Here is a 20,055-nt window from a genome sequence, read left to right as displayed (position 1 = left end):
ACGCAATTTATAAGCCTACATTGCTACATTACGCTGATTTAAAAGTGTATACGAGCGTGTAGCGTAAAAAAATTGTAAGTTGTGATATAAATCACCCAATTCTTCAATAGTTTCGTGGGCGAAATTTATACAGCAAAATACTTGATTGCCACTGTTTTCTGAAGCGTATATCGGAAATTTTACGAAGGAACGCCAGAAAGTTGTACTTTTCACGATTTTACGGTTATTCTGTCTATTTTATAAGCTAAAACGCTTTATAAAAGAAAAATTTTAAAGAATCAACTTTTATAGTTGAAGGGGAATATTATGAAGGTGAAATATGAAACAGCTAAATCTATAGCTGAACCGCTTTCGGATAAATCGGGCATGCCTCAAGGCAAAAGTGTTCATACTGCTCAGATTATGTTGTTGATTTGTGCTGCTATTTGGGGTGGCAGCTATGTTTCTTCAAAATATGCTCTTGAAGTGTTTCCTGTGCAATGGCTTATGGGCGTTCGTATGGTTGGCGCTTGCACGATTATGGCTGTTATTTTTTTCGGTACGCTTCGTAAAACTTTTACAAAAAAGCTTATTGTTCCTTCTTTACTAACTGGAATTACGTATTATGCTACTTTAATTTTGCAAACTGAAGGGTTACGTTCAATTGATCCAGGTCGTAGCGCGTTTTTGACAGCAGCATATTGCGTAATTACGCCATTTTCTGCTTGGTTAATCGTCAAGAAAAAGCCAACTCTTTTAGGATTAGTTGCTGCAGTTATGTGCGTTGCTGGAGTAGGTTTTGTGGCATTAAAACCTGGGATGCTTGTGCTCACATTGTCTTATGGAGATTTTCTTACTCTATTATGTGCTGCAATTTTTGCTTTTAATCTTACGTTCCTTGCGTATTATTCTCGTAAATATAATCCAGTTACGTTAACTTTTGGGCAATTTGTTGTTTCAGGCGTACTTTTTGTAGCTGGTGCGCTTATTTGTGAGCCTTTGCCAAACTTTAACGCTGCTGATCATTTCTCTATTTTTGCTAATATGTTCTACCTTACAGTAGTAGTAACAGTAGTTGCACAAATTATGCAAAACTATAGTTTGGTGAATCTTTCTACTGCAAACGCTTCTGTGATTATGTGCACTGAAAGTTTGTTCACGCTTTTATTCTCTACTGTTCTTTTTCATGAGCATGTTTCTAACATGGCTTTTGTGGGATTTGCTTTAATATTTGCTGCAATTATTACTGCAAGCTTAGGTGAGCATTATTGTGATAAAAAAGCGAATTGTGAGCTTTCTTATAAAGATAGAGATTTTGAGGTTGCTAAGTCTTAGGCATTTCAGTTTTGTGTAGCTAAGTTTTATGTATATAAGACTTGTGATTTTGTTGTAAGAATGCTCTGGCAATACTGTGCAATTTTTGCGTAGAGTGATACCATCATTGTTGTAATAATGTTGGTAGTGGAATTTGCATATTTGCCATGCATTTTGGCATTATATTCGCATAAATAGTTAAGGTGCATAAGTGAAGAATTTCTTCAAAGGCATATCGTTTACGCAAGTATTAGCTGGATCGCTCGCTGCAGTGACTTCGTTTTTACTTGCTTCGAAAATTGGTATTGCTGGTTCAGTTATTGGCGTAGCTATTGGTTCTATTGTCTCAGCAGTAGCATCACAGTTGTATCAGAATGTTATTCACGCTTCATCGCGTAAACTTTCGGAAGTAAATCCGAATACTTCTACAGAACAGTCTAATTTTAGTAATGTGTCAGATTCTAGCGTGCGTTCAAATGGTTTAGAGAATGTTGATTCTAAAAGAATTGGAGATGATATTCATATGCAATATTCATCAAATTCGTTGCAATGTAATACTGATCCTTCAGATGACAAAAATATGGCTGTTCAAGATGCAAGATTTGGACGCACTGTTAGTTCGCAAGTCCGTAATCCAGAATTAGAAAATACGCGTATTTTGGAATTGTCGAAATTACGTGAACAGCATGAAGAAGACATGGAACTGTCGGAAGGCACAATTCCAGAGCCGGTGCCGTTATCTAAGGTTGTTAGTGAAAACTACGGTTACTCTTCTGGATCTTACCAAAATAGAAACGATCATCGTACAACAATTGTTGTTGCTGTTATAAGTGCTCTTATAGCTGTTATTGTTACTGCAGGTGCTGTTCTTTTGTTTACACAAGGAAAAGGCACAGACAATATTGATAAGCCTGAAGAAATTAGTCATGAGCAACAGCAAAATCAACCACAACCTAAGCAACGTCTTAATACGAATACTAATCAAGACCATAAGAAATCTCATGATGATTCTAATAGTAAAGATGGTAATGAAGACGAAAATGATGAGCATGGCAATGAAAATGCAGATAGTTCAACAGGTGGTCATTCCGATAATGATTTAGGTAGTGACACTAACAATGATTCAGGAACGAATTCAGGTGATGCTGCTAGTGGGAATAGTGGATCGGGTGCTGATAGTTCTGATGCAGGTGCTGGATCTGCTGGATCTTCGGGATCTACTGGTTCTTCAAACAATGTAACTTCTCCTGGTAATGGTGACCAATCTGGAAGTGCCAATGGTAACTAATTTTCGAATTGGTTCTTGAATTGGTTTGCCGAATTGGCGACTAAATTGTTAGTAGAATTCGCAGGATTTTTGGAATTTGTAAGTTGAATTCGACACGCCGCATTTGGATAGAACGGCTATTTGTTGTAACCTATCAAAGGTTCGTTTGAACGGCATAAGTAAAAACGGGGCTATGGCGCAGCTGGTAGCGCATCTCCATGGCATGGAGGGGGTCGGGGGTTCGAATCCCCCTAGCTCCACAAATTTTAAACGTCACCTCTTTTTGGGGTGGCGTTTTTTGTTATTATTTTTTAATTTTTATGCGCCACGCCGTATTTTTTACTGTTTGTCTGCAAGTCGTACTAATAATGAACACCATCGACCAGAGGTTGCGCTCGACAAGAGTAGTAAGCATGAGCCAGGGAAAGCGTTAATTGCTTACAAAAGGGGAGAGCGCCGAAGTTTACTGCTTAATCCCAAAAGTAGTGAGCTGGGACTTGGCTTAATATACCAAGGACTGTCGCAGTGATTTGGCATCCGCTGCGGAGAGCTATCGACACGCTTGCTTTTGCTTGCTTGTTTTGCCTCTGATTGTCATGAAAGGAGGAAAAATGAGTAGCTCATTATCATCTACTGCTGCACAGAATACTCAGCAGAATACTCATCAAAATAACGATGTCCATCGAGGATTAAAAACCCGACATATTTCCATGATTGCTTTAGGTGGCAGCATTGGCACCGGCTTATTTGTTGCTAGTGGTGCAACAATCCATATGGCTGGTCCTGGTGGTGCTTTGCTTGCTTATGGTGCGATTGGCATTATGGTGTACTTCCTTATGACTTCCCTTGGTGAAATGGCAACATTTATGCCTATTAGTGGATCGTTTGCATCGTATTCTGGACGTTTTATTGATCCTGCACTAGGTTTCGCAATGGGCTGGAACTATTGGTTTAATTGGGCTATTACGGTTGCGGTGGACGTTAGTACTGCAGCAATAGTTCTGCAATATTGGTTCCCAACAGTGCCAATATGGATTTTCTCACTGTCGGTTCTTATGCTTATTTTGGTTATCAATGTGCTTACAGTTAAGTGCTTTGGAGAAACTGAGTATTGGCTTTCTATTATTAAAGTGTTGGCAGTAATCGTATTCCTTGTTATCGGTTCGCTTACGATTGTTGGCATTGTTGGTGGCAAAGCGCCATTCTTGCAAAACTTCACTCATAAGGACGCTCCATTTGCAGGCGGTGTTCCTGCAGTGTTGTGTGCGTTCGCTATTGCAGGCTTCTCTTTCCAAGGAACTGAGCTTATTGGTATTACTGCTGGAGAGTCTGCAACTCCTGAAAAGAGTATTCCAAAAGCTGTAAAGCAAGTGTTCTGGCGTATTCTTCTCTTCTACATTCTTGCAATTTTCGTTATTGCTTGCATTATTCCTTATACTGACAAGAACTTACTTGGTTCTGATGTAACTGATATTGCTATTAGTCCGTTTACGCTTGTGTTCCAACGTGCAGGGCTTGCAGCTGCAGCGGCAGTTATGAATGCAGTGATTCTGACTTCTGTTATTTCTGCAGCAAATTCCGGCATGTATGCTTCAACAAGAATGCTTTATTCGCTCGCAAAAGAAGATAATGCTCCAAAAGTATTTGGCAAGGTAGGTCTTCGTGGTATTCCTGTTCCTGCGTTGATTGCTACATTTGTAGTTGCTTTATTTACTTTCTTTATGAGTATTTTTGGTTCGCAAATTTACATGTTCCTGGTTGCTGCAAGTGGTTTGACTGGTTTTATTGCTTGGGCTGGTATTGCTGCAGCTCATTATCGCTTCCGTAAAGCATACTTGGCTCAAGGTCATTCCTTAGATGAATTAGTTTATCGAGCAAAGTGGTATCCGTTTGGTCCTATTGTTGCGTTCTTCTTATGCATTCTTGTTATTGTTGGTCAGGATTTGCATTCATTTGCAACGCTTAACTGGCAGGCTATTGGAATCACGTACATGTCTGTGCCGCTATTTATCGTTCTATACATTGGCTACAAGATTAAAAATCATACTCGAGTAATTCCTCTTGAGGAAGTCGATTTAACTCATGTTCGAGTAGCAAAATGAACGAATAGTTTATAAAGTTCAACATCGTTTACGATGTAGAGTTAGATAATGTAAAAGCTCCCAGTGATATACGCTGGGAGCTTTTATTATTGAGTTAGATAACAGAGGAATATGTTTTATGGTTTTTGTGGAGATTCTGAAGATGGTGGAGGTCCTATTAGGTCCGCTTTAGCAGAGGGATCTTGGTCGCCCTTTTTTGCTTTATCATTCGGATCTTCTTGACCATCATTTCCTTTATGGTTTCCGTCGCCAGATCCGTCTTCGCTGCCTTTTGTATCCTTATCTTTTTCTTTGTTCTTTTCCTGTTCTTTTTCCTTATCTTTGTTCTTGTCTTTGTTCTTGTCTTTGTCTTTATTCTTATTCTTCTCAGTCTTCTGTTTCTTAGTGTCTTGAGTATTTGTCGTCGGCGCTGGTGTTGGCTTTGGCTTTGGTGGGACAACATTTGAACGCTGAATTACAATTCCAGTCGATTCATTTATCTCTTGCTTCTTTGTTTCTTCGTCTTGCTTGTCTTTGTCTTTATCTTTTTTGTTATTTTCATCGATTAATGTAACAGCCAACTCGCGCACTCTTTTTGCTTTGACTGCATACCATTCAGAAGCAGCTAAAGCTTCTACGCTTTGGGAACCAAGTTCTTCAGGAGAGTTTGCTGTGCAAGATACTGCGTCAGGAACCTTTTCGCTCATGATTTTAGCAAGTTCTTTTGCGTTATCAGAGTCACCTTTTGTGAGATCTGTTATTACGCTGTTGTGTACTAAACTTTTCCATACGGCTTTGGCTTTAGAAATTTGTGCAACTTTTATTTCGCACTGTTTGCGAGCTGCTTTAGTGCGTTCAGTCTGCTTCATATACCAAAGTGTGCCAACTGCGCCAAGAGCTAAAGCTAGCACAACAATTCCCACAATGAGAATAATGAGCTTTTTCTTTTGACTCTTTTCAACACTATCGGAGCTATGTTGATTCATATTTGTCCTCTGTTATCTATTGCTGCTCAACATTAGCGCATTTGAATACGCAACTTGTTTATATAATACGCCAAAATGTTTATGTTAGCCACGCTCATGAGCGCTAAACAATCAAGATTTTGCTTGTGGATACAAGTCGTAATATTTAACGCAAAAAGCCACTGGAAAACCAGTGGCTTCATGGCTCCTGCGGCTGGGCTTGAACCAGCGACCATTCGATTAACAGTCGAACGCTCTGCCAACTGAGCTACGCAGGAATATCTTGTACTCAACTAAGCGCTGTGCACAAGACATTTATATTACACGTAATTTTCAAAGATGCAAATATGGCGTGTTTTGGCGTGTCGAAACAGTGATTATAAGCATATGTTTTATCCACAATGCTTTAAAAGCTTATGATTTTTGCAAATTAGCTGCAAAACTTTTATAAAAGTCGTTTTATAAAAATACGGATGGGGAATATATGTGTATTCGCAAAAATTATGAATTATATTACAAAATATCTGCCTGTTTGGGGATTTTTATAATCTCAGTTATTTTATTAGATACGCTGTTTTTACAACCCGAAATTTCGCAAAATAGTCATCATCTTAAATATTATGTTGTAGAATCTGCTGTGACATGTTGCCACAAGTGTGCTCTTTCTAAAGGCGCTTATAGCGAAAAAACATGCAAGTCAGCTATGCAATGGCCTGTAAAACCTGCACGAATAGTAAAAGCTTTTAATCCTCCGCCTAAACCTTGGATGGCTGGGCATCGCGGCGTAGATTTAGCTGCAAGCACAGGGACTCCTTTATTTGCGCCTGCAGATGGCGTTATTAGTTTTGCTGGTAAAGTCGCTGGTAAATCAGTTGTGACTATTAGGCATGGTGAACTGACATCCACTTTTGAGCCTGCTGTAACAAAGTTTAGCGTTGGTGTTTTTGTGAAAAGAGGCCAGAATTTTGCACATGTCGAAGGAGGTTCGGACCATTGCGGCACAACTTGTGTGCAGTGGGGTTTAAAACGTAAAAATCGTACATATGCTAATCCTGAAAGAATGACTGTTAAGCGTCGCATTGTGCTTAAGCCTGTGGAATAAGCAAAATACTATATTTATATCGTAGATATTTGTAGATAAATGAACAAAATTTATTACAATCTTGTAGATATTCGCATATGCGAAGGCTTGCAAATCGCGTATAGTAAAGATATACGTCAATTCAGCAGATAGAGGAGCTAATATGCAAGAATATTCTCGTCCACTTGATGAGTCTATTGATACAGATGTTAATGTTTTCTCACTGCTAGAAGAGCGAGCAGAGCGCAATCCTAATGGTTCTTTGGTTGAATACGTTGGAGCTGACGGCGTTTGGAAGTCATATACTGCTCAAGAATTTAGAGATACAGTAATAGCTGTCGCTAAAGGCTTTATTGCTAGAGGGGTAATGCCTGGTGACGCTGTGTCAATTATTGCTCACACTTCATGGCAATGGACAATTCTTGATATGGCTATTATGTCTATAGGCGCATTGACAGTGCCAATTTATGAAACAAGCTCTTCGTTGCAAATACAACATATTGTTCAAGATTCTCAAGTATGTTCAATATTTGTGGAGTCTCCTGAAATGTTGCCAAAAGTAGAGGCTGTTCAGGAAGAATGTCCTACTCTTCACGACGTATATGTGATGAATCGTGGTGCTATCGACGCGTGCATTGAATACGGTAAAGCAGTAACTGATGCTGAATTTTATGAGCGAGTGCACGCTGTTAATGGAAGTGACATAGCAACAATTGTGTACACTTCAGGTTCAACTGGTGAGCCAAAAGGAATTGAACTTACTCATAGCAATTTTGTCTTTATTGCTAAATCAGGTGTTATTTCTATGCCAGACATTGCGTTAAAAGGCAGCCCGCGTCTTTTGCTGTTCTTGCCTCTTGCGCACGTTTTTGCTAGGTTTATGCAATTGTTCTGCTTTGCTGGAAATATAACTCTTGGTTTGACGAGTAATTTGAAAACTGTATTGTCTGATTTTCAAACTTTTAAACCAACATTTATTCTTGGGGTTCCACGCATTTTTGAGAAGATTTACAATGCTGCTTCTCAAAAAGCAGGCAGAGGAGTAAAAGGTTTTATTTTTGCTTATGCATCTAAGGTTGCTCGCGAATGGTCTCGCGCTCAGCAGTCTAGTTCAATGGTTCCTCCAATGCTCGCTCTTAGCCATTCAATATGTAAAAAATTAGTGTATGCTCCACTACTACACGTATTTGGAGACTCTGTTTCATACGCTATTTCGGGCGGTGCTCCTTTAGATTTGTCGATTGCACACTTCTTTAATGGCATTGGTTTGCCTCTTCTAGAAGGCTATGGAATGACAGAAACTTGTGCTCCTTCTATGGTGAATCCTACGACAGGTTATCGCATTGGTACCGTTGGTTTGCCTGTAAAGGGTGTATCTGTTGCTATTGCTGATGATGGTGAATTGTGTATTAAAAGTCCTGCAGTGTGCAAAGGCTACCATAATAATCCTGAGCTTACCAAACAGCAGATTGTAAATGGCTGGTTGCATACTGGAGATTTTGGATCTTTAGACGATGACGGTTTTGTGCGTATTACAGGCAGAAAGAAAGATCTTATTATTACTGCTGGTGGTAAGAACTTATCTCCAAATGCGTTAGAAGCTTCATTAATGTCTTCACCTATTATTTCTCAAGCTGTTGTTATCGGAGACAGGAAGCCGTTTGTTTCAGCAATTATTGCGCTCGATTTATCAGAAGTAAATACTTGGCTTTCTTCGCGTGGTGCATGCCCCGTACGGTCTTTAAAAGAAGCTTCACATAACGGTATTGTGCGAGCAGAAGTTGAACGTGCTGTTAGCAAAGCAAATGAGCTAGTTTCTAGAGCTGAGTCTATTCGCAAGTTCGAAATAGTTCCAGATGAGTTTACTCAAGCAAACGGTTTGATTACGCCAAGTTTAAAGGCGCGTCGTCAAGTTGTTGTAGAGCGTTATAACGACCTTATCGAACACGTTATTTATGCTCCACGCAAACGTTAGCTGTGTGTAAATTCGTGGAATATAGCTTGACTATAGCTTGAAGCTATATTCAAGCTGCAGATTGCGTTCCACAACTTATATTTCACAACTTGCGTTCCATAACTTGCGTTCAAAAATTGTATTTACAAGCCTGCGTCTGCTAATGATACGTAACCTGGGTCAATTAAACGTGACTTTAGATTTGTTGCGCTTACTGCCACTAGTCGCTCGTTAACAGTAGGGACAGTTTCCCCGTGTTCAATTTTTGTTTGCACTGTAGCGATTTTTTTGTCAAGTTTACCGTTTCTGTTCAAAGAATAACAAGTAGCAGTAAGATCTTGAACAATCTGCTTATGATTTTCTATAGTTGTCATCCATTGCTTTCCGCTCACAATGTTTGGCATAATATTTTTGTACGCGCCATAACCAGTTATTACTGGCCATTTCTTTGCTTCTGATTCTTCTTCCTCATCTTTTTTCTGCTGTTGTCGTAATTCTTTTTCGGATTTCTTTGCAGAATCTTTTGGAGCAGGAACTGGTCTTTTATTAAGATCTCGTTTCCCTATGAAGTTTCCGATAACGTCCGGCAAATTGAAAGATGGGTTTATATCTGCTGCGCTTCCTTCATAACCGAGATTGTTTAGTGCTTGTACGGCTTGTAAAGCAATTTGATCATCGAGCGCAATAATTCCATCAACGCGATGCCTTGAGTGTGAAAAAAGACTTGTACTTTTCGTAATTCGTTTTGTTAACTCATTTTTCACAGAGTCAGCTACATCTGCGTCGAAAGCAACATTGGTCCAGTCTTTTTCGCTACTATTCACATTCAATCTTCCAGAAGTGCTTATTAATGTTCCAGAAGCAAAATATGGTCTCAAAACTTTCCAAATGCCAGCGAATGCTTCTTCAGCAAAATCATCATGGAATGCTGTTTCGCTATTTGCATGCGTATTGTTGTTAGAATCATCATCTTCGCTTGCTTCGTCGCTGTTATTTTGTTGATTATTATTGTTTGCATTAATATTTTTTTGATTGTGACATGGCAAAAGAACTTCAATATAGCGTGGATTTTCTTTAGTTGCACGATCTAGAGCGATTTTTTGTATCAGAGTTGTTGCTTGAATTTCGCCAATGGTTCTTGCGTCAGATAAATGGAACATCACATCAGGTTTGAAACCGCTAACATTCCGTGAGAGCATAACAACGTGGATTCCCGCCTTTTTTGCTAGGCGAAGTGAGGATGCCAATCGTTTTTCTGCATTAAGCTCATCTTTAGATGATTGAGAGTTATCGTCGTTTTGTAAATTTAAGTCCTGAGTATTTGATTTTTGTGTATTTTCAGAATTAGACGCAGGCAACGTTGCATAATCTCCATAGTTATTATTGCCGTTTTTGCTAGTCCATGGAGCTATAACAATTGTCGTTTTACTTAATTGTTTTTTGATTTTTGAATTTTCAGAAACAGAATTGTGCTTTCCTGAATTATTCTGTTTTGCATTGTTCAATGAGCTTAGCAAATTTACTACATAATCTTGCACATCGCGGCTTTGTTCTGAAAGGCTAGAAGAAGTTTTAGTAGTAATAGAATTATCGTCAAATCCCTTATCTTTTAACGATTTTATTAATTCTGGAACCAATATGTCCCACGTGCTTAGAGGCTTATTACGTGTTATTGCTAATCCGTCTGATGGAGTAAAAACAATAACGTTACCGTGATTCGCTTGTTCTTTATTTTCAGATTTTAAAGAAGTTTTTGTTGAACTTGCGCACGAGCTAACAACAAAAAGCATCGTAACTAATGCTGCCAGCATAACTAAAGAACGATGCATAGTTCTGTTGCACAAACGAATCATAGTAGTGACCTCTCGTTTCGTGGTCTATCTGTTGCTGTCTATATGTGATCTACTTGTAACTATCTTCTAACATTGTATATAGCCATGTGCTAAATACTTACATTGCTATTTTAGTGAGCAAAATTATCTTATAGAACTTTTTATAAGACTTTCGCACATATTACGGTATTCGCTCACGTAACCTCCACCAAAGAACACGCAATGTCCTGCAATAGGGTAGAGCTGCCAAATAATCATGCGCTGCTCAAAACCTGCTTTAAGTGGATGAACAGACTGATAGCCGTCTAAAATCTGCTTAAAATAGCTGATTCCAAACAGATGAAGCATAGCTAAATCTTCTTCGCGGTGTCCACCATGTGCTGCAGGGTCGATAAGAACAGCTTCAGTGTGTTCGCCGTCTGAACTTTTAGTCCATAACACGTTTCCACTCCACAAGTCTCCGTGAACTCGAGCAGGCTTATCTTCTGCAGCTTTTCCTAATAAATCAGGCAGCGCATCAATAACTTCGTTTGTAAGATCTAAATCGCTTTGAGTAAGCTCTCCGCGAGCAATACCAAGCTCAACCATAGGACGCAATCGTCCGTCCGCAAGGTAGTCAATAACATTACTCCAAGTGCCAGTTGGCATTTCAACTGGATCGCTTAAAGGTCCAAAATAGCATTTTCCATCGTAATCTGCTGGTGCCTCACCAAAATATTTTGCACCGTAATCGTGCATATGAGCGAGCGATGCACCAAACTCAAATGCAGCCATTGGTGTTGCTGAGTGAGTGTCAATGCGCTCAATATTAAGGTAACCGTTTCTCCAATCAAATACTTCAGCCACTCTAGGACCGCCATATTTGTGAGCTTCAGAAAGCCATTTTAAGCCTTTACCTTCGCATTCAAAGAAACGCTCAGGAGCATATAATCTACTTTTCTTATATACAGCGTTGTTCATAGAAGCCTTCTTAACGTAGTAGCGCATACGAAACATGCGCTACATACTTAATAAAATATTTATTAATTTATTCCCAAACTCACTATTTTACTGAAGTATTAGCACAATCAGATGCTTTGTGTTTAAGTGCAGGGCAGAGCGTTTTTGCAAATTGATAACCAAAAAGTAATCCTGCTAAAAATAGTGCAGTTCCTAAGCCTGTGTAGAACACTGCAATAAACTGTTCTGGAGCTGCGTTAGTTGCGCGCAAAGCAATTCCGCCTGTCATCATAAAAGCCATAATTATGAAGGATTTTACGTCAAAGAATTTAAGGAAAAACTGCTTTTCTTCAGCATAGCCGTTAATTCTTTGAGTATGCTTTTTTACGAGTTTGCCAAAAATTAGGAATTGGAATATGCCAAAAACAAGAATAGACAAAGCATAATTAAGTGGTTGCAAATAATTTTGGTATGCTAACAACCCAATATTGAGAATATTAAAGCCTGCTGCTGCCCAAACTAAACAAGCAATAAGTAGTAGTGTATTCTTCGGTACTTTCAATTCTTAACCTCTTGTATTAAAAAGTTATTTAATAATAATTTGTTTACTATTGTTTTGTTTACTATTGTAATAATGGATTTTATGAAAAAGCTTGTTTGCATAAATTTATTGCATTAAACAGTAAAACTTTCGTAAAAAGCATATTTTTCTTAACAAAACTTGTAAAAAGTGTTGCGTAATGACGATATTAGACGCTATAGTCCTAGGGTATGAACGACAACGATCAACAGTATGCAACAGCTGACAACAAAGCTACTATTGCTGAGCCAGCTTTTCGTTACAACGCGCAGCTCGCACAAGATATTGAGCAGCGCTGGCAAAAAACCTGGGACGAGCAGGGCACATTTTGGGCCGCTAATGTTAAGGGCAATTTGAAGGATGGCGAAGGCAGGAATGCTGACGGTCGTCCTTCTTTCTTTGCAATGGACATGTTCCCGTATCCTTCCGGCAAAGGCTTACACGTTGGACATCCTCTTGGATATTTGGCAACGGATGTTGTAAGCCGCTACCATCGCATGAAGGGTGAGAATGTTCTTCATGCAATGGGTTATGACGCTTTTGGTTTGCCGGCTGAACAGTACGCTGTGCAAACTGGTCAGCACCCTCGCATTACTACCGAAGCGAATATTGCTAATATGCGCAGGCAGCTGCACCGCATGGGCTTGAGCTTTGATGATCGTAGGTCTTTTGCAACTATTGATACGAATTATGTGCGTTGGACGCAGTGGATTTTCTCCAAGCTTTATGACGCTTGGTACAACCCTGATTTTGTGCGCAAAGACGGCGGAAAAGGTTCTGCTCGACCAATTGCTGAGCTTGTTGATGAGTTTAAGAGCGGAAAGCGCGAAATTCCTGGTTTTGCAGGCAAAAAGTGGGAAGAGCTTAATAAAGTAGAGCAAGCGGATGTATTAAACAATTTCCGTATTGCTTATATTTCTAAATCTCCTGTAAATTGGTGCCCAGGCTTGGGAACTGTGCTCGCAAACGAAGAAGTTACTGCAGAAGGTAAGTCTGAACGCGGAAACTTCCCAGTATTCCAGCGCAACCTTCGCCAGTGGTCCATGCGAATTACCGATTATGGACACCGCTTGGTGGAAGATTTGAACACTATTGATTGGCCAGAAAAAGTTAAGCTTATGCAGCGAAACTGGATTGGCGAATCTCACGGTGCATCTGTGCACTTTGAAGTGCCATGTGCGGATGACGAAACGCGCGATTTGGAAGTGTACACTACTCGTCCAGACACGCTTTTTGGCACAACTTTTGCTGTTGTTTCTGTGGATCACCCAATTCTTGAGCATGTTCCAGAAGCTTGGGGTGCGGACGTTCCAGAAGGCTGGAAGGGCGGTTACGCAAGTCTTAAAGAAGGCTTGGCAGAGTATCAAGCTCAAGCTCGCGCGAAGACTGCTAAAGATCGCACGGAAGACGCAGGAGCAAAAACAGGCTTGTTTACGGGTCTTTATGCAATTAATCCTGTAACTGGAGCAAAGCTTCCACTGTTTGCTGCTGACTACGTGCTTATGGGCTACGGCACAGGTGCAATTATGGCAGTTCCTGGCGGCGACCAGCGCGATTATGATTTCGCAAAAGCATTCGGTTTGCCAGTAATTTACACTGTTGAGCCTTTGCCTGATTCCGAAGAAAAGTTGGAGGATTACGAGGGTAAAGCTCCGTTTGTTTCTCACGACGGAATTGTTATTAATTCAGCAGTAGAACATACTCATAAGCTTGGCGATGCTTTGTCTATTAACGGTTTGCGTGTAGATGAAGCTATTAAAAAGGTGACGACTTGGCTTGAAGCTGCAGGCGTAGGAAAAGGTAGAGTTTCTTACCGACTTCGCGACTGGCTGTTCTCTCGTCAGCGCTACTGGGGTGAACCATTCCCAATCGTTTACGATGAGGACGGTGTTGCTCACTTAGTGCCAGATAGTGAGCTTCCAATTGCATTGCCGGACGTTCCTGATTATCAGCCAAAAACTTACGCTCCAGACGACGCAAATTCTGAGCCTGAAGCACCTTTGAGCCGAAACGAGGATTGGGTAAAAGTTCAGCTCGACCTTGGTGACGGCGTAAAAACCTACTATCGCGACACCAACACTATGCCAAACTGGGCTGGTTCTTGCTGGTATTACATGCGCTACTTGGATCCAAACGACGCTGAGCATATGGTTGACAGCGATGAATATGACTACTGGATGGGCACAAACCGTCCAGGCAAAGAGCATGTTTCTGGCGGCGTTGACCTTTACGTTGGTGGTGTAGAGCACGCAGTTTTGCACTTGCTTTACTCCAGGTTCTGGCATAAGGCGCTTTACGACTTGGGTTACGTGGATTCTGCTGAGCCATTCCACCGCTTGTTTAACCAGGGCATGATTCAGGCTTACGCTTATACGGATGAGCGCGGACAGTACGTTCCTGCTGACGAGGTTGAAGAAGGTGCTTCAAACGGCACTGGCGAGCCAACCTTTACGTGGCATGGCGAAACTGTGAACCGCGAGTTCGGCAAAATGGGCAAGAGCTTAAAGAATATTGTGACCCCAGACTACATGTACGAAAACTACGGTGCAGATACGTTCCGCTTGTACGAAATGAGCATGGGTCCGCTCTCTGAGTCTCGTCCGTGGAACACGCGTAACGTTGTTGGTGGCATGCGATTCTTGCAGCGCTTGTGGCGTAACGTTGTGAACGAAGAAACCGGAGCTTGCGTGGTAACTGACGACGCTTTGGATGAGAAGACGTTGAAGATTCTTAACAACACAATTGCAGAAGTGACTGTGGAAATGGAAGCAATGCGTCCAAATACTGCAATTGCTAAGCTGATTGTGCTTAACAACCACTTGACTTCGCTTCCTCACGTGCCGAGAGCAGCTGTTGAGCCGCTGGTTCTTATGTTGGCTCCAATTGCGCCGCATATTTGCGAAGAAATGTGGAGCAAGCTTGGGCATGATAAGTCTATTGCTCACGCAGATTGGCCTGTTGCAGATGCTCGTTACGTTGGTGAGGATACTGTTACTGCCGTTGTGCAAATAAAGGGCAAGGTTCGTGCAAAGCTTGAAGTTGATCCAAATATTGACGCTTCTGAGCTTGAAAAGCTTGCGCTAGAAGCTGTAGCTGATCGCTTGGGCGGTAAGGCTCCGCGCAAGGTGATTGTGAAGGCTCCGAAGATTGTGTCTATTGTACCAGACGAGAGGTAAGATTCGGCTTAATTAATGCTGTATTGCGCGATTTTTCGCGCTTTACAGCATTTTTTGTTATTCTTGGGTTTCGTCTATGAGTTTTGTAACTGATTTAGTTTTTTGGTTTTGACGAGGCTGGAAAATTTGTGTTTGCGTGCGTTCCGTCCTTCGTGCGCTCTGGTTGCTAAAGACGCTTATTGTGTTCGCCTATATTTAAAGAATGTAGCTTCTCAGTCCTCTTTTAGCACTGAACACAATTTTTCCAGCCTCTCAACACGCTAACCGTCAACACAAAACTCATAGACTCGTGCAGAAAGTTACGTAAAGTGCGTGGTTTACTAAGTGCAACTAAAGTCGCTTAATTAAGCTGCGCATTGACTTGCCGGAGCGCTCAAAGCGTAGCGCGCGTAGGCATTTCAATGCGGAAACTCGCTTAAGTTGGAAGTCCAGTGGACTTCCAACGCGAGTTTCGTAGCGAGCGCGTTAACCGCGCGAGCGTTCCTTCAGTCGCTTTGGCTGTTAAAGGTTTTAACCACAGGCGCGTATTTTTGTTGCGAAGTGTTATAAGTTGCCCAATAGTTAAGTTAAGAACTTTAAGAGTTGGGGGATTTATGGAAGACTTTGGGCAGAATTTTGGGCAGAATTATGCGCATAATTTTAGGTTTAATAAGCCTGCGTCTGATTTGCCTCGGAGACGAATTGCAACGTCTTTAGAAGAATTTTCTAACAGCAATGTTGGTAAAAATTTTAGTGACGACTATTGCGAAAAAGCTTGTAATTCTTTTGATGAAGAAATTATAAGTAGCAAAACTTCTCCTAGATTTCACATGAAGCCTGTACATACGCTTGCTTTAATGCTGATACTAGTTGCAGCTCTTTGTGCAAGCCTGACAATGCTCATTTCTCAATCCTTAACATATCAACGAGTTCAGAACGAAAAAGCAGGCGCGTTTGCAATAGAAAACGACGATACTAGTCGCGAAAAGTCTTCTTTTAATAATGTAAAAGATAAGAATAAAAATGATGATGAAGAAAAAAGCGTAAGTAATGAAAGCGACGAAAACAGTGGAGGTGACGGAAACAACGGAGGTGACGGAAGCGACGGAGGTGATGTAAGTAAAGGCAACAACGACAGTAAAGGCGACAGTGGAAGCAACAAAAGCGACAGAAGCAACGAAAATACTGCTTCTCATCAAAGTAACACTGGCAGAATCAATATAAACACTGCAACGCTTGATCAACTACAAACCTTAAAAGGAATCGGACCCAAAACTGCTGCGCGCATTATTGCTCAACGTAAAAGAGTTGGTTATTTTCGCAGTTTAGAAGATTTGATGCAAATTAAAGGAATCGGGCCTAAAACCTTGAATAAATTCCGTGGGAATGTTGACGTCAAATAGGTGAATTATGCGAGAAAACGTAGAGATAGTAGAAAACGTAGAAAAAGTAGAAAAAGTTTCTGGAAGTCGTGACTTTCGTATGATTCCTGTTGCTGCAGCGTGCTGGGCTGGGTGCTTAATTGGAAAATTCTTATGCAATTTTACTATAATTTATTGCATTTCAATAGTTTTATTCAATGCAACTATAGTTTCGATTTTTATATTTTGCAAAAAATTTAAGTTTTTTATATGGCGCAGAACAGTTTTAGTAATAATAAACGTTTTTGTAGCTGCGTGCATGCTTTCGTACATAACTCAATATGTGATATCTGGTGACGTTATTATGCGAGAAATACGCGGCAATAATCCTACTAAAGCACTGTATTTTCAAGGAAATAATGCCGAGCGCGCGCGATTTGCAGAATTTACAGTAGTTGCTCCTGTGCGCTCGTCTAGAAGTTTTAAAGGAGATTGCCAAGCTAATGTTCAAGTGCATAAGTTTGATGCGCAAAAAAGTTACGTTCAAGCGCGACTGTATGCGTATTCGCCAATATGCAAGCAACTTAGCTATGGTTCGAGCCTAAGCGTTCCTGTTAGCGTGAAAGCTTCGAGATTTGATAGTAGTAAGCCTGAATTGCATGTAGAAAAAACTCAACGAAACTTGCATGTTGTACAAGACTCAGACTTTTGGCATAAAGCTGTTAGTAATTTGTGGAAATCGTTTTATGACGTAACAAATAAGCTCGATATGCAAGGCAGAATGTTGGTTCCTGGAGTAACTGTTGGCATGCTTGGACAAGAATATGTGCCAGTAGAGGATGCAAGTTCACTTGAGCCGGTCGACGAAACTTATGCGAATATGACGCGTCAACATTTTCAACATGCTGGAATCATGCATGTTATGGCAGTTTCAGGTGGGCACTTTTTGCTACTTAGTATGATTATTCGCAAGTTTTGCGCACGATTACTGTTGCCTCGTTGGTCTACATCTTTAATACAAATTACGTTGCAAATTGCTTTGGCTGCAATAGTTTACCCTTCTGCATCTGTGCTTCGAGCGTTAATTATGGGAATAATATCCGCTGTTGCATGGTGTTGTAAACGACCATACCAGTCAGCTAGTGCTTTAAGTTGGACTGTTATAGGCGTGCTTGTGGTAAATCCCTCATACGCTTGGGACTATGCTTTTGCTCTTTCTTCCGCAGCAACTTTGGGAATTGTTGTTATGGGAGTGCCGATTTCTAAAACGTTTGCAAAATATATGCCATCTTGTGTTGCTTCTGCGCTAGCTATAACGCTTTCTGCACAATTTTGGACTATGCCAGTGCAAATTCTTATGCAACCGGAAGTGTCTTTTATGTCTGTGCCAGCTAACTTAATAGTTGCGCCTCTTATGGATTGGGCAACAGTGTTCGGCTTAATTTCGCTAGTTTGTGCGAGCTTTAACGATGGATTATCGCTTATTTTTGCGAGAGCTTCATCAATTGGAACAAGCTTTATGCAAAAGTGTGCGTGTTGGTGCGATGAAGTATCTTTTGGCGTGTTTCCATGGATAAAAGGTGCAGCAGGAGCGTGGGCAATGTTGTGCGCAGAATTTGTGATATTGGCTTTGTCTATGCTAACTTTGCGAGCTTTTCGCAATAAGTATTATGTTCAAAGAGCTAACATAATTGGTCAACTGTGGTCTGCTTCTGCAAAGCGAACGCTACGAGAAGCAGAGAAAATTTTCGAAGAGTAGCAAACACGCACGCATATTCGAATGCAATATTATGATGGTTAAGAGTTGGTTGGTTTAAGGAGCATTATGGCAGCAAATAATAAGCGCGCGCAACGCGTTATGCCAGTTACGCTGGTAGTTGGAGGTGACGCTTACTTAAACGAGCTTAATGCTCGAACTGTGCGTGAAAAAGTTCAAGAAAGTGCTCCGGATGCTGAAATTATTGAACTCGATGCGTCAACTGCGGATCAGTACGCATTTGACGAAGCTGTAGGTCCTTCGCTTTTCGGTGACGGAACGATTGTAATAATAAATAATTTGCAACAAGCAGACGAGTCTTTAGTAGACGCAATCGAAAATTTCTGCAAACAAGCGCAAAATAGTGAAAATAATTTTGTAGACTCTTCTGCAACTTGGGTTATTGCACGTCACGAAGGTGGGCTTAAAGGAAAGTCTATTATTACGCGCCTAACGAAAGCTGGCGCAAACACAATTACAGTGCCGGATCTTAAAAAAGACGATGCAAAACTCAACTTTGTTATGAGCATATTTGAGCGTCACAATCGAAGCGTTGAGCCTCAAGCAGCACAACGTCTTGTGTCAGTTTTGGGAAGTAAAACAGGAGAGCTTGCAGCATTATGCTCGCAATTATGCTTCGATTATGATGATAATCCAATAACGCTTGATATTGTCGATCGATACTTGATTGCAGATCCGCAAGTTACCGGCTTTTTTGTTGCGGATAAAGCTGTTGCAGGTCATGCAGGTTCTGCTGTGCTTGCAGCAAGAACTGCAATTGCTCAAGGAGTTGACGCCATAGCATTAATAGGTGCTTTGGCTGCAAAAGTACGCGTAATTGCGCTCGCAATGGCAATTCGCAACGGCACGATTTCTAGTGCTGAAGCGAAAGTAAACCCGTGGGCGCTTAAAATGGCAATGCGTCAGCTTGCTGGATGGAATAGTGCAGGTGTTTCTCAATGTTTACAATCTTTAGCTTGGGCGGATGAGCAGTGCAAAGGCGGATCTAGTGACGCGAATTATGCGCTTGAAAAATGTATTATGCTCATTGCGGCTCGAGGAAATTAGAAAGCGTAAATTAAGAATCGTAATTAAGAATCGCAAATAGGAATCGTAAATAGGAAACGTAAATTAAAAATCGTAAATTAATAACTGCAAATTAGAAAGATTGTGTTAAGTATGAAAGAAGAAACGGTGTCAGAACAGCAAAAAGTTTGTACTGTGCCTACGGATGCTGATATGCGTGAGCTTGGCAAAGCTGTGGCAAAACTAGTTAAAGAAGGCGACGTTCTGCTGCTTTCTGGCCCTCTTGGAGCTGGTAAAACAACGTTTGCGCAAGGTTTTGGCGCAGGGCTTTCAATTAGTGAGCCGATTGTGTCTCCAACTTTTACGATTGCGCGAGAATTGCATGGCACTTTTGCGGATGGCAAGCCTGCGACTTTAATTCACGTTGACGCTTACCGTTTGGGTGGCGAAGATTTTGCTCCGGGTCAAGATACTGTTTCGCGTTTGCTTGACGAGCTTGAATCTTTGGGGCTTGACGAAGCTTTGGAAGAGCCGGGAGACGGCACTGTTGTGCTTATGGAGTGGGGTGAGCAAATGGCTGGAGTGCTTGCTGCTGAGCGTTTAGAAGTTCATATTGCAAGACCTATTGATTCTTCGCAAGTAGACGATTTTACTAGCGACGGTGAGCGAATCGTAACTTTGAAAGCTGTCGGCAAGGATTGGCTTAATCGACTTGCAAAATTGTAATTAAGAAATAGGCAGAGTAATACGCGAGTAATACATAAG

The 20,055-nt window shown here is 41.0% G+C and carries 14 protein-coding genes, 2 tRNA genes and 1 riboswitch; of the genes, 11 read left to right on the top strand and 5 right to left on the bottom strand.

What is annotated here, in order from left to right; all coding sequences use genetic code 11:
* The first annotated feature begins 306 nt into the window (after nt 1–306).
* The 4 genes from HXT37_RS05195 to HXT37_RS05180 all read left to right on the top strand — a co-directional run bounded on the left by HXT37_RS05195 (nt 307) and on the right by HXT37_RS05180 (nt 4,662).
* A complete protein-coding gene (locus HXT37_RS05195) occupies nt 307–1,314 on the top strand; it encodes a DMT family transporter (RefSeq protein WP_004108292.1) in 1,008 nt (335 codons plus the stop codon).
* Nucleotides 1,315–1,504: 190 nt separating this feature from the next.
* Nucleotides 1,505–2,581, top strand: coding sequence for an ATPase (locus tag HXT37_RS05190; RefSeq protein WP_102703174.1), 1,077 nt, complete (start codon nt 1,505–1,507; stop codon nt 2,579–2,581).
* Between the two features lie 166 nt (nt 2,582–2,747).
* A tRNA-Ala gene (locus HXT37_RS05185) sits at nt 2,748–2,820 on the top strand.
* A gap of 114 nt (nt 2,821–2,934) precedes the next feature.
* Nucleotides 2,935–3,121: riboswitch (Lysine riboswitch) on the top strand.
* Nucleotides 3,122–3,270: 149 nt separating this feature from the next.
* Nucleotides 3,271–4,662, top strand: a complete 1,392-nt coding sequence (locus HXT37_RS05180; RefSeq protein WP_421779797.1) for an amino acid permease — start codon at nt 3,271–3,273, stop codon at nt 4,660–4,662.
* Between the two features lie 116 nt (nt 4,663–4,778).
* Here HXT37_RS05180 and HXT37_RS05175 read toward each other — a convergent pair whose 3' ends face one another.
* Together HXT37_RS05175 and HXT37_RS05170 are read right to left on the bottom strand one after the other, a co-directional pair.
* Complete coding sequence (locus HXT37_RS05175; RefSeq protein ID WP_102703173.1) at nt 4,779–5,627, bottom strand: ATPase; 849 nt, start codon at nt 5,625–5,627, stop codon at nt 4,779–4,781.
* A gap of 181 nt (nt 5,628–5,808) precedes the next feature.
* Nucleotides 5,809–5,884 (bottom strand) — tRNA-Asn (locus HXT37_RS05170).
* A gap of 206 nt (nt 5,885–6,090) precedes the next feature.
* On the opposite strand from HXT37_RS05170, the gene HXT37_RS05165 reads away from it, so the two are divergent.
* The gene (locus HXT37_RS05165; protein ID WP_233186343.1) at nt 6,091–6,708 is read left to right on the top strand and encodes a M23 family metallopeptidase; all 618 of its coding nucleotides are present in this window, start codon (nt 6,091–6,093) and stop codon (nt 6,706–6,708) included.
* Nucleotides 6,709–6,850: 142 nt separating this feature from the next.
* Nucleotides 6,851–8,662 carry an AMP-dependent synthetase/ligase gene (locus tag HXT37_RS05160; protein ID WP_102703172.1) on the top strand — a complete coding sequence of 604 codons (1,812 nt, stop codon included), beginning with the start codon at nt 6,851–6,853 and terminating at the stop codon, nt 8,660–8,662.
* A 122-nt stretch (nt 8,663–8,784) separates the two neighbouring features.
* Here HXT37_RS05160 and HXT37_RS05155 read toward each other — a convergent pair whose 3' ends face one another.
* The 3 genes from HXT37_RS05155 to HXT37_RS05145 all read right to left on the bottom strand — a co-directional run bounded on the left by HXT37_RS05155 (nt 8,785) and on the right by HXT37_RS05145 (nt 11,974).
* Entirely contained in the window at nt 8,785–10,494 is a 1,710-nt protein-coding gene (locus HXT37_RS05155) for a hypothetical protein (protein ID WP_004108269.1), read from the bottom strand.
* Between the two features lie 123 nt (nt 10,495–10,617).
* Nucleotides 10,618–11,433: a fructosamine kinase family protein gene (locus tag HXT37_RS05150; RefSeq protein ID WP_033888453.1), complete on the bottom strand. Its 816-nt coding sequence runs from the start codon at nt 11,431–11,433 to the stop codon at nt 10,618–10,620.
* 82 nt (nt 11,434–11,515) lie between these two features.
* Nucleotides 11,516–11,974 carry a hypothetical protein gene (locus HXT37_RS05145; protein WP_102703171.1) on the bottom strand — a complete coding sequence of 153 codons (459 nt, stop codon included), beginning with the start codon at nt 11,972–11,974 and terminating at the stop codon, nt 11,516–11,518.
* A 209-nt stretch (nt 11,975–12,183) separates the two neighbouring features.
* On the opposite strand from HXT37_RS05145, the gene leuS reads away from it, so the two are divergent.
* From leuS to tsaE, 5 genes are all read left to right on the top strand, one after another.
* Nucleotides 12,184–15,168, top strand: coding sequence for a leucine--tRNA ligase (gene leuS, locus HXT37_RS05140; protein ID WP_004108262.1), 2,985 nt, complete (start codon nt 12,184–12,186; stop codon nt 15,166–15,168).
* A 593-nt stretch (nt 15,169–15,761) separates the two neighbouring features.
* The gene (locus HXT37_RS05135) at nt 15,762–16,550 is read left to right on the top strand and encodes a ComEA family DNA-binding protein (protein ID WP_102703452.1); all 789 of its coding nucleotides are present in this window, start codon (nt 15,762–15,764) and stop codon (nt 16,548–16,550) included.
* A gap of 7 nt (nt 16,551–16,557) precedes the next feature.
* The gene (locus HXT37_RS05130; RefSeq protein WP_233186344.1) at nt 16,558–18,267 is read left to right on the top strand and encodes a ComEC/Rec2 family competence protein; all 1,710 of its coding nucleotides are present in this window, start codon (nt 16,558–16,560) and stop codon (nt 18,265–18,267) included.
* Nucleotides 18,268–18,333: 66 nt separating this feature from the next.
* Nucleotides 18,334–19,332: a DNA polymerase III subunit delta gene (gene holA, locus HXT37_RS05125; RefSeq protein WP_102703170.1), complete on the top strand. Its 999-nt coding sequence runs from the start codon at nt 18,334–18,336 to the stop codon at nt 19,330–19,332.
* Between the two features lie 111 nt (nt 19,333–19,443).
* The gene (gene tsaE / locus HXT37_RS05120; protein WP_102703169.1) at nt 19,444–20,016 is read left to right on the top strand and encodes a tRNA (adenosine(37)-N6)-threonylcarbamoyltransferase complex ATPase subunit type 1 TsaE; all 573 of its coding nucleotides are present in this window, start codon (nt 19,444–19,446) and stop codon (nt 20,014–20,016) included.
* Nucleotides 20,017–20,055: the final 39 nt, after the last annotated feature.

The organism is Gardnerella sp. DNF01151 (assembly GCF_049244235.1).
GTDB lineage: Bacteria > Actinomycetota > Actinomycetes > Actinomycetales > Bifidobacteriaceae > Bifidobacterium > Bifidobacterium swidsinskii.
Note: the sequence above shows the minus strand (reverse complement) of the source record. Positions and strands in the feature narration are given on the sequence as shown.

Excerpts from the sequence above, each read along its gene's own strand:
- HXT37_RS05195 (WP_004108292.1), top strand. The coding sequence starts at position 307 with ATGAAGGTGAAATATGAAACAGCTAAATCTATAGCTGAACCGCTTTCG.
- HXT37_RS05180 (WP_421779797.1), top strand. The coding sequence starts at position 3,271 with ATGATTGCTTTAGGTGGCAGCATTGGCACCGGCTTATTTGTTGCTAGT.
- HXT37_RS05175 (WP_102703173.1), bottom strand. The coding sequence starts at position 5,627 with ATGAATCAACATAGCTCCGATAGTGTTGAAAAGAGTCAAAAGAAAAAG.
- HXT37_RS05165 (WP_233186343.1), top strand. The coding sequence starts at position 6,091 with ATGTGTATTCGCAAAAATTATGAATTATATTACAAAATATCTGCCTGT.
- HXT37_RS05160 (WP_102703172.1), top strand. The coding sequence starts at position 6,851 with ATGCAAGAATATTCTCGTCCACTTGATGAGTCTATTGATACAGATGTT.
- HXT37_RS05155 (WP_004108269.1), bottom strand. The coding sequence starts at position 10,494 with ATGATTCGTTTGTGCAACAGAACTATGCATCGTTCTTTAGTTATGCTG.
- HXT37_RS05150 (WP_033888453.1), bottom strand. The coding sequence starts at position 11,433 with ATGAACAACGCTGTATATAAGAAAAGTAGATTATATGCTCCTGAGCGT.
- leuS (WP_004108262.1), top strand. The coding sequence starts at position 12,184 with ATGAACGACAACGATCAACAGTATGCAACAGCTGACAACAAAGCTACT.
- HXT37_RS05135 (WP_102703452.1), top strand. The coding sequence starts at position 15,762 with ATGGAAGACTTTGGGCAGAATTTTGGGCAGAATTATGCGCATAATTTT.
- HXT37_RS05130 (WP_233186344.1), top strand. The coding sequence starts at position 16,558 with ATGCGAGAAAACGTAGAGATAGTAGAAAACGTAGAAAAAGTAGAAAAA.
- holA (WP_102703170.1), top strand. The coding sequence starts at position 18,334 with ATGGCAGCAAATAATAAGCGCGCGCAACGCGTTATGCCAGTTACGCTG.
- tsaE (WP_102703169.1), top strand. The coding sequence starts at position 19,444 with ATGAAAGAAGAAACGGTGTCAGAACAGCAAAAAGTTTGTACTGTGCCT.